Here is a 10,207-nt window from a genome sequence, read left to right on the forward strand (position 1 = left end):
TTGAGTCCCCCTTAAACCTTTTCGTGGTAAGCTACTGTTTTCTTCTTTATATAATCTTATAGGTGATTATCTATTGTGTCTATTGTCGATTTGATTTCTTTTCGCTGATAAAAATGTCTAGTGCTTTAATGCCTTCTTCATTTTATATTAAGCGTCCCTTTTGCTTTTCCTGCCAAATTATATTAAATATTGTAAAATACGCCGTCCAACAAATGTTTGGTTGTTGCATTGGTTCTATGTCTGCATTCACCACATGATTCACACCAGTTATCACGTAGGATTTCGCGACAGATAAATAGAAGAGCAGTTTACCCTTTATGAGTAAGCTGCTCTTCTATTCAATGTTCACGAGTTTTAATTTCATGTCAGTTATTTAATGGTTTATCTGTTCTGCTAGGGATTATATGCCGTAGTGAGCATTTTACTGTTGAAGAAACTTTTGACTATGTAGCATAGCTCATCTTAGAAACGGAAGATTTGCTTTTAAATTCAGTGAAAGCTCTTAGCTTCTTACGAACTGGTTCAGCCCAAATCACCGCTGTAGATTTCATAAGCTAAAATCTTTAATAGATAATGATTTTAGTAATTCATCTGTTGTGTAGCTTTTCCCGCTCTTATAAGCCTCCATGCCTTCATTCATCATGCGTTCGAGATTAGGATTGGCTTGAACGTCGGCTGCAATAGAGTTTTGGTCTTCGTCTTCAAAACGTATTGTAAAATTCCCTTTACCCGGTATAAACACCTGCCGAACCGAGTTCTCTTTACTCATGCTTTCGAATTGATCTAGTAGGTCTTTTGGAGAAAATACCGTTACCATCCTAACCACCACCATTCATAAAAGCTTAACCTTACTGTAGGTCTCCATGTAAAACTATACCACACATAAGGCTTGGTCTCAAGATAAGGCTCACAAGCAATTTCATAGATTTTCTAGATTTTCTAGTTGCAATAATATCACGGATACTTTCCACTCGCCATCTAATAAACGTAATAAACGTACATTCCTCGGCTTAAGAAAATAACCTTGCATGTTGATCACCCATAACTTCCCAATTATTCGCATTTGAATTCGCTGTGCAATTCACACTAAAATTCTCGTGCTAATTCTAGGTGCTAACAATAATTATTGTTAACACTAGAATTGCATTGTAAATTACTACGTATTATAATGGAAAACCGCATAAATGAGCCATAATCATAGGCGTGAAACACCTTGCGATTATGGCTGTGAATACGATTTTTGCACCTCAATATGGAACGGCTTGCTACAAAGAGGTGGCGGTTTATACTACGGGGTTTAAGAATAATTAGCAGTTTAAGCGAGGACCAAAGCTCTTTATAGTACCAATGTGTAGTTGGAGCAAACAACTGGCAAGAATCGCTCTATATACTACAGCTCACGATGATTTGACTTTCATCATCATATATTCCGATATTCCGTCTTTATAAAGGTCATCAATCACACCTACCTGTTTATAACCAATTGATTCATACAATTTTTTAGCTCGCTTATTAAAACTACTCACAAGGAGAAACACCTTATCGGAATGTATAAAACCTATATCTTCAAAAAATTCTAAAAGCCTTTTTCCTATGCCCCGCATACGAAAATTTTCCTTAACAGATATGTTACATACATATGGAAAATTATAAAACATACCATTTAAAACAAACCTTATGTATCCTATGCACTTACCTTCTCTATCTAACGCTAAATACATTTCTTTTCTCTCAAATGCTTCAATCAAATGGTTTCTTGCCACTTTTTCATCTGGGAGGTAAATACTAGCTAGTTCAGAATTCATTAAGGCTTCTAAACAATCATCTAAGTATTTAATCTCGCCTTGAACAATTGTTATCTCCAAATTCTCACCCCTTTTATTGTAAAACCCAACATGGCACATAACGTCCTGCTTATTCCTACCAATGAGGTACGAAATAAGAATGATGTGACTATCTACAACTATCAAAGGACTTGAGAATTTCATTATACGCCTCCCCATTCTTATTTCCTATCCCATTCTTCAAGACATCTAATTTACCCTGCTTCACATTATCCATAGCAAATTATCCGAAGTTAGGGGGCAAAAAAAGAACTCCTTAAAGGAGCTTTGTATATTAAAACGGATATCTTGGATGTTCAGATTTCCCTAACTTTGGATAATTTAGATAGCACGAAACCGCGATGGTTAACGAAATCTATGGGGATTGAATTCCTGATCTCTTGGTAGTTTTTAAAAACTTTGACCGAAAACATTGTACAATATGTATCTTAAACTTTCAAATATACTGATTTTGGACATAGCTTCCCCCTCCCCAGATTTTATTTTAAAGGAAATGTTAGTTGTCAAACCAATTGACACCGCCTGCCAGCTTGTTTCCATAGGTCATGATGACAAAAATATAAGGGCTCTTAAAGGTAATCTTCTCAATAAATTCCCGGACAATCTTTGGAGCTGCAAACCCGTAACAGGGAAATATAAGGCCTATCTTTTGTTACGGGCATTTTCATTTCCTCTTTTCTTTAAAATATATTTAGTTAATTAATCTTGCTGATCTATTAACTTAGTGAAGAATCCAGGTCCTGTCAGGACTTGTTCAATTTTAGGCAAAGCAATCCCTAACGCCTCTTTCAATACATCTTCGATGGTTTCCACCGCTACGATTTGAACCTTATTTTTAACTTCTTCTGGGACATCCTTTAGATCGGCAACATTATCTTTGGGAATCAAGGCTTTGGTGATACCAGCACGTTCCGCAGCTATCAATTTTTCCTTTAATCCCCCGATCGGAAGAACAACACCTCTAAGCGTGATCTCCCCCGTCATGGCGAGTTTCGCGTCCACCATGATACCGGTAATCAAAGAAGCAAATGCTGTAAATAGAGCGATTCCTGCTGACGGCCCATCCTTGGGAACGGCTCCGGACGGTACATGAACATGTAAATCTTTATCTTTAAACTGAATGGCATTCATAGGCAACCGAGATTTCAGAAGACTTAAAGCAATCCTTGCCGATTCCTTCATAACATCTCCTAACTGACCTGTTAAGATGATCTGATCGTTTCCAGGCATTTCTGTTGCTTCAATAAATAAAATTTCGCCCCCCACCGGCGTCCACGCTAATCCAGTGACAACGCCCGGCGGATTAATTTCCTGAGCCATGTCATGCCTGGACATTTTTCTGCCCAGAATCTCCTCCAAGGCATCCGCTTCAACAATATAAGGTTTTTCAACGGTTCCCAGGACAATCTTTTCCACGACACTTCTGGCAATGGCGGCCAATTGTTTTTTCAGTCCCCTGACCCCGGCCTCCATGGTGTAGTCTGAAATGATCTTCTTTAAGGTTTCATCACTGATTTGGACATCAGCTTCCGTTAAGCCATGTTCTTCTAGTGCTTCCTTAATTAAATGGTTTTTACCAATGTTAAACTTTTCATTCGTTGTATAGCTTGAAAGCTGGATGATTTCCATACGGTCCAGCAAGGGACCAGGAATGTTTTCCAGGGAGTTTGCGGTTGCAATAAAAAATACGTTGGACAAATCGTAAGGCAAATCCAAATAATGATCTGTAAAGGTATTGTTTTGTTCAGGGTCCAACACCTCGAGTAACGCACTTGCTGGGTCCCCGTTATAACCCGTCATCAATTTATCCACTTCGTCTAAAACCATAACAGGATTCATTACCCCAGCCTTTTTGATGCTTTGAAGGATACGTCCGGGCATTGCACCTACATAAGTTCTGCGGTGCCCACGGATTTCAGCCTCGTCGCGGATACCGCCCAGACTGAGTCTCGTATATTTTCGGCCCAATGCTCCTGCGATGCTCTTACCCAGGCTTGTTTTCCCTGTTCCAGGAGGACCCACGAGCAGAAGGATAGAGCCATGTTTATCTTTCTTTAATTGCATGACCGCAAGATGCTGTATGATACGGTCCTTTACTTTTTCCAGGCCATAATGCTGCTCATCTAGGATACGCCGGGCTTCTCCAATATCGACGAGTTTCTCCGCCTTCATTTCCCAAGGTAGTTGTACAAGAAGATCTAGATAATTTTGAATCACATTATAATCCGAGCTTGCAGGATTCTGACTTTCCAGTTTGCTTAACTCTTCTAGTGAAGCTGTTAGAATCTCTTCAGGCATGTGTGCCTCTTCAATGCGTGTTTTATAATCTTTCTTTTTTTTGCCGACTGGTTCGTCTTCATTCAGTTCTTTCTGAATCTCTCTCAACTGTTCCCTCAATACTGCTTCACGATAATTTTTATTCGCTTTTTCGGAAAATCGTTCCGACATTTCAATCTGGAGCTGAATCGCTTCTTTGTAATGTAAGAAATAATCAATAAACGTCAAACTGCGCTCCTTTAATGACGCTGTTTCCATCAAGGTATATTTCTCTTCATTTGAGAAGGGAAGAAACCGTGAGATATATCCTATCAGAATATTAAGATCCTTTATCTCATCAATTGCTTTTACAATACCCTCTGACTCTCTGAATTTGGCTCCAATTTGATGAGATATATTTTGAATATAGGTCATCATTTCTTTCTGACCGTTTTCGTTGAGGTCGATGACTTCCTGCGCGGAAACTGTTTTTCCAGTGATCATGTTTTCACCAATGTTGATACCCAATACTTCCACACGGTTTAAGACCTTAACTTGAACATGGTATCCTTTTTCGCTGGGGTTCACCTCTAGTATTTCAAGGACAACGCCTGTTGTGTAGAAATCCTCCACGTTGATTTCATGTCGGTCCCTATGCCTCTTTAACGGCAACGCCACAATCTCTTGATTTTTGTCTCGAATACAGGCTAGCTCATCCTCGCTGAAGCGGTCTATCCTTAATGGATACGTCATTCCTGGTAATAAAACAAGATTTTCTATTGCTAGTATCATATAAATTGTCTCCTCTTTCATAAACGAATGTTCATTTAATAATCTTTAAATAGGGAAGCGAGCTATTACCCTCGCTTAAGAACTAGAAATCTAATCGTTTGAGACCGAATGAACCTAGCTCAGACTAGATTTTAAAATCTTTAAGAAGCGCTTTTTGAATGATATAAATCAACTCGTCCAAACGTTCCATGGCAATGTTTTCAGACTCACAACTTTTCACTGCAATCATTTTTACAGGGGCAAACAGAATAGCGTACAAATTATCATTGTTAAAGTTATTTAATATCTGCTGTTTCTTTAAATCCGTCAGCAACTGATTTAAATCCGCCGGTCCCTTCATCGAACCACAATTGCTCTGAAGAACAGGGCAGGTACTAAATTGTTCAATAAAATGAAAAACTTCTTTGTTTTCAATAATGAAGAAATAATACCGTCGGATCAGTTCCGCAATGATTTCCTCTCCGACCATATTGGGGCTTAAACATTGAAGCAAATATTGAATCGCATCTTCAGAATATTCCCGATAAATTTCTCTAAGCATGGTCTCCTTATTTTCATAATAGATATATACTGTCGCCGGAGATACACCAGCGGCCTTTGCTATTTTTGAGATAGATGTGCCCTGGAACCCCTCCTCCAAAATCAACTGCACCACTGCAATTTTAATGCATCTTTGCTTTTCGTCATCATTTTTTTCTCATGAGCGCCGCCTAACTTTTAGATAAAATTGATGATAAATCTATAATAAACGATCATTCGTTTATTGTCAAATAGGATGATTATTTTCCACAACTTTCACATGGTATTCCACGTATCATTGTTGGAATCCCATACCAAAAGCAAATAGACCACTGTTTTTCGACTAAAACAGTGGTCTATTTCGTTGTTCATTCAGGTTCGTTCATCAAGGTAGTCTTAAAATTCGGCGCTGATTGTCCTTGACATTATAAAAAGAATATTCAGCTCTACAACCCGCTCATACCAATGCTTTTGCTCAACTCAGACTAAAGCGTTGGGAACAAACCCGTCTTAGTATTCAATTTTGCTAAACATCTTGCTCCCTATTTTCTTTAGAAACAGATAAAGCAAACTATCTAAAAGTCCGTATACTGCTACCAAACTCACAACTACCTGGATTAGATTCAAATTTAGTTTGATGACTGCAAAGATCGTTAATCCCCCAAATGCAACACAAATAGCCATACTCAACAACAAATTTAAATTTTGTTTAATGGCTTTTTGTTCATTATCCCAGTGAAGTTTAGGATTAAAGAGGTCGATGATTATACCAACGAAATTGCTGAACAGAATAGCTAACAAGCTTGTAACACAGATCAAGGCCATTAGGGACAAGGGAAGCTTCAAGACGATCACTGCAACAATGCTTATTGAAAGCATTCCCACGATACCCATGATGACGCCTGCAATCACTTTCGCCATGATTTGGGTTTTGTAGCTCACCGGGATATATTTATTAAAGAATACGTTCTCCCCTTCTCTTGATATGGAAGTAGCTGTAATACCATTACTGGAGGAAACAAAAAGCATGGCTCCAAAAAAAGCTACAAACACCATCCCCGTTATTCCTTCCTTTTGCAGTAATCCAATTATTGCTCCAATTCCATTTCTAGATTTAGGTTGCGTAAATAGCGGGATTAATATTATTATTGGCCAAATGAAATTCATCAATATGCAGTTTATGAAAAATGCGGGAGTTCGAAATAAAATCCGCAATTCCTTTAATACATAGGATTTAATCACAGTACTGCGAATCGACTTCCGGCTCAATTGTTCCGAGCTTATTTGCTTTTTGCTGGATGATGATACCGAAACCCCTGTGACTCCTTTAAAGTAAAGCTTATTACCCAACAGCAAAAATAGGTAAAACCCCAGTAGGGACACGACGATAAATAGGCCTGTATAAACCAGCCCGCTAGGGCTTCCATGGTTAATCAGTCCAAGTGCCCCAAGTTTTGACGCGGGAAATATATTTGAAGTAATTGCTACCAGGGAGTTATTGCCAAGCTGCGTTTGCCCAGCTCCTTGGTTCAAGACAAACCTTTGAGACATTGTACTGACGCCAACTCCAAATATTATGGCAATGACGGCACTAATCGTCCGGAAGGCGTCTTTGTTTTTGGCAAGGTTCGTAAAACGCATGATAATCATGACAAGCACAGCGTCTAATACAATAGGAATCACAGGCAGTGTCAGGAAGATGAGTAGTGCGTAAACGTAATATAAAACTCCTGCTCCACTTTTCACCCCGTACACAATTAAAATTGGCAGGAAAATCAGACATCCTGTCAAGTATTCAAAAATTGTAACTATTATAAATTTTGCGCCCAAAATATGGGACGATTTAATTGGAAGGGGCAGCAAATTCTCAACATCATCCGAAAAATAGAAAGTATTCATGGTGTAAAAAAGGCCAAAGAAGAAAATCACAAAAGCACTAATTGCGATCCCCAGACTTAATAGAACGCCTTCTTCGCCAACTGTTGCCAGTCCATTATACGTAATCCTTAGAAAAGTTATTATGCCATATGCCATCGGCAAAAGGCTGAGTGCCAAAACAACAAATAGTAATATCTGTTTAATCTTCTTACTTTTTTCCTTTGGCAAACTAAATCCGTTTTTCATAAGAGCCATGGTTAATATCAATAGTTTTTTATTCATGCTCAGTCATATCCAGAAATATTTTTTCTAAAGATTCGCCTTGGACCTTAAAGTGAGCTTTCATTTCGCCCAACTTACCACAAAAGAGGAGTTTACCTTTGTTGATTACAGCGACTCGATCACATATCTTCTCGGCAACATCTAGTACATGCGTTGAAAAGAAAACGGTATTTCCTTTGTCTGCATGCTCACGCATCATTTCTTTTAGAGTAAAGGCAGCCCTGGGATCGAGTCCCGTCATCGGTTCGTCCATGATCCACACCGAAGGGTTATGGATAAGAACACCCATAATGATTATCTTCTGACGCATCCCGTGCGAATAACTCTGAATCTGATCTCCTAAAGCTTTCGTCATTTCAAAGCGATTGCTCAACATTTCGATTTTCTCCTTCCTCTCCTTGGTAGGAACATCGTAAATATCTGACATAAAGTTAAGGTATTCAAACCCTTTAAGTCTTAAAAACATATTGGGGCTATCTGGAACAAAACCAAACTGTTTTTTAGCTTTTAAAGGATCTTTGGTAATGTCTAGACCATCAATCAAGATACTCCCGTTGTCTGGGGCCAAAATACCCGTCACCATTTTTATGGTCGTTGTTTTTCCTGCACCATTGGGTCCTAAAAATCCAAAAATTTCTCCGTTATTTACCTTCAAGTCAATATTATCAACTGCTTTTACAGCCGAATTAAAGCTCTTCGAAACCTTACTTAATTCAATCATAGTATTTCTCCATTTCATTACGCATTATATCCATGCCGTATTTCCAACCGCATTCTTTGGTCAAGAAGTTTCTTCCACCTACTCTTCTAACTCTACTTTCCACGTTTTCCTTTCATTTCCTCCCAAGTTAATTAAAATAATCCAGATAAAAAAGGGCCAGACCGTCCAAAAGAAAACGGCCTAGCAATACAATCAGCGAGAGTTGCGCTATAGGTCCCCGAGACATGTCAGGGTATGTGTGGCCGGGATGACGCTCCTCCGTCCAATATTCTTTTGGATATTGCGCTACAGGGTTTTTCTTAGCTCTGTTATATATTTTTTTGCACAATGATTTGCCTTAGAACTCATTTTCATATCGTTTGAAAAATTCATAATAGGTTCGCACGTTTTCCAACTTTGTCCACCGCTTCACATCAACTGGATTCTCGTCAAGATCATAGATTTTTGCTCCACGCAGGGCGAGAAGAAATGGCAAAACGGGATCTTGCATTGCAATCTCCTCCAATGTTTTTCATGGTACCCTGATATTTAAGCTCTATAGCCATATTATACCATAGGCATTAAGGCCTTTAAACTAATAATTAGATTTGTTAACTGTTTGTCTGCTTCTAAAAGTCACAGATGCCAGTTCGAGTCTTCCGGCTCATTTTTACACATATTGACAATAGTAATAAATAGGATTATACTAAAATTATTTCATATTAAAAGGTGGAGTATTGATGTCGGTTCTATCTGTTACGGTGGGTCTCAACTAAATATAGTTGCAAAAGGCGTTCGATTAACGGGAAGTATCCCGTTTGTTGTGTTGCCCTTTTGAAAAACACCTAACAGACTGCTTCTATACTTCCAATCATTGATGCGTGACAGGGTGTGCTTGTCGCGTTGTTTTTATGTTGAGATTTTGCCCGCAGGAGCATTTTGCACTTTTACAGGTGTAGTATGTTTTTCTGCGGGCTTTTCATTTATCCCCAAGCGTAAGACTCCCTCTTCTACAAGTGGAAGTGGGAACCCGTACTCTACTTCATTGAGGGTAGACTCCATCCTACGGCGCGAAAGTATTCGTCTGTAGATCTGCGCCTTCGGCGTAAGTCTATCCTCAGCGCAATAGTATTCGTTACGGGCCGTGCGCTTTCGGCGAAACTCTCCCCTTCGCCGGTTAGTATTCCTATTGGGATAACGGCTTCGGCGATACTCTCCACCGGAGACTATCGTGGAGAGTTTCGTACTGGAGACTTACGTCACCGAAGACTCGATGTTCAACTTGGTTGAACGAGTTCACTAATTTTGTTATAAGGAGATACCAAATGAAAAATTATATAACTCTAGAATTTGACGAAATCCTTAAGCAACTTGCAGATAAAGCACAGTCTAATATTGTTCAAGCTCGCTGTCTTGCCCTTGTTCCATCATTAAACGAGGCGGAAGTAATACGGCGCCTAGACGAAACAACCCAGGCCAAAAGAATTATAGAACAGATTGGAACCCCGCCCCTTCCCACAATGACGGATCTGCAAAAGGTCATTGACCTGATCGGCATTGATGCAATTCTGATGCCTGATCAGTTTGCCCATGTTTCCTCCTTCCTTGTATCCTGCCGAAGAATAAAAGCTTACCTCGAGAAAGCTAAGTCGACCGATATCATCATCGCCTGGTACGGTGAATCAATCAACGAATTATCCGAGCTTGAAAATGAAATCGAGCGCTGCATCCGGAACGGTATTGTCGACGATAAGGCATCAGCTGAGCTTGCCAATATTCGGCGACATACCGCTATCACGATTGATCAGATCAAAGCAAAGCTTGATGCACTACTCAGGAACAACAAAACCTGGTTTTCGGAGAGTTTTGTTTCCTTAAGAAACGGACACTATACTTTACCAGTCAAGCGTCAACACAAGAACAATGTCGCCGGTTC

General features: G+C 39.4%; 7 protein-coding genes and 2 pseudogenes. 2 read left to right on the forward strand and 7 right to left on the reverse strand.

The genetic code is table 11. The features are described from left to right. Positions 1 to 547: 547 nt before the first annotated feature. Both UF75_RS07270 and UF75_RS07275 read right to left on the reverse strand, forming a co-directional pair. Positions 548 to 817: a hypothetical protein gene (locus tag UF75_RS07270; protein WP_045573937.1), complete on the reverse strand. Its 270-nt coding sequence runs from the start codon at positions 815 to 817 to the stop codon at positions 548 to 550. Positions 818 to 1,397: 580 nt separating this feature from the next. Beyond that, on the reverse strand, positions 1,398 to 1,865 hold the full coding sequence (locus UF75_RS07275; RefSeq protein WP_045573951.1) for a GNAT family N-acetyltransferase: 468 nt from the start codon (positions 1,863 to 1,865) through the stop codon (positions 1,398 to 1,400). A gap of 472 nt (positions 1,866 to 2,337) precedes the next feature. On the opposite strand from UF75_RS07275, the gene UF75_RS28985 reads away from it, so the two are divergent. Beyond that, positions 2,338 to 2,547 carry a hypothetical protein gene (locus UF75_RS28985; protein WP_197079344.1) on the forward strand — a complete coding sequence of 70 codons (210 nt, stop codon included), beginning with the start codon at positions 2,338 to 2,340 and terminating at the stop codon, positions 2,545 to 2,547. On the opposite strand, the gene lon is transcribed toward UF75_RS28985, so the two are convergent. From lon to UF75_RS26920, 5 genes and pseudogenes are all read right to left on the reverse strand, one after another. Continuing rightward, positions 2,544 to 4,892 carry an endopeptidase La gene (gene lon / locus UF75_RS07285; protein WP_156146304.1) on the reverse strand — a complete coding sequence of 783 codons (2,349 nt, stop codon included), beginning with the start codon at positions 4,890 to 4,892 and terminating at the stop codon, positions 2,544 to 2,546. The genes UF75_RS28985 and lon overlap by 4 nt on opposite strands. A gap of 124 nt (positions 4,893 to 5,016) precedes the next feature. Further along, a complete protein-coding gene (locus UF75_RS07290) occupies positions 5,017 to 5,547 on the reverse strand; it encodes a TetR/AcrR family transcriptional regulator (protein ID WP_242860155.1) in 531 nt (176 codons plus the stop codon). Positions 5,548 to 5,921: 374 nt separating this feature from the next. Beyond that, a complete protein-coding gene (locus UF75_RS07295) occupies positions 5,922 to 7,571 on the reverse strand; it encodes a hypothetical protein (protein ID WP_045573941.1) in 1,650 nt (549 codons plus the stop codon). Next, entirely contained in the window at positions 7,564 to 8,292 is a 729-nt protein-coding gene (locus UF75_RS07300; RefSeq protein WP_045573942.1) for an ABC transporter ATP-binding protein, read from the reverse strand. Before UF75_RS07300 ends, UF75_RS07295 begins: the two co-directional genes overlap by 8 nt. Before the next feature lie 337 nt (positions 8,293 to 8,629). After that, positions 8,630 to 8,764 (reverse strand): annotated as a pseudogene (locus UF75_RS26920) (AAA family ATPase); the annotation flags it as partial. A gap of 832 nt (positions 8,765 to 9,596) precedes the next feature. Here UF75_RS26920 and UF75_RS07305 point away from each other — a divergent pair. After that, positions 9,597 to 10,207 (forward strand): annotated as a pseudogene (locus tag UF75_RS07305) (DNA mismatch repair protein MutS); the annotation flags it as partial.

The sequence above is a fragment of the Desulfosporosinus sp. I2 genome, assembly GCF_000960765.1.
GTDB lineage: Bacteria > Bacillota > Desulfitobacteriia > Desulfitobacteriales > Desulfitobacteriaceae > Desulfosporosinus.

What these genes read in the sequence shown, in the direction of transcription:
- UF75_RS07270 (WP_045573937.1), bottom strand. Translation starts at nt 817, where the DNA reads ATGGTAACGGTATTTTCTCCAAAAGACCTACTAGATCAATTCGAAAGC.
- UF75_RS28985 (WP_197079344.1), top strand. Translation starts at nt 2,338, where the DNA reads ATGTTAGTTGTCAAACCAATTGACACCGCCTGCCAGCTTGTTTCCATA.
- lon (WP_156146304.1), bottom strand. Translation starts at nt 4,892, where the DNA reads ATGATACTAGCAATAGAAAATCTTGTTTTATTACCAGGAATGACGTAT.
- UF75_RS07295 (WP_045573941.1), bottom strand. Translation starts at nt 7,571, where the DNA reads ATGAATAAAAAACTATTGATATTAACCATGGCTCTTATGAAAAACGGA.
- UF75_RS07300 (WP_045573942.1), bottom strand. Translation starts at nt 8,292, where the DNA reads ATGATTGAATTAAGTAAGGTTTCGAAGAGCTTTAATTCGGCTGTAAAA.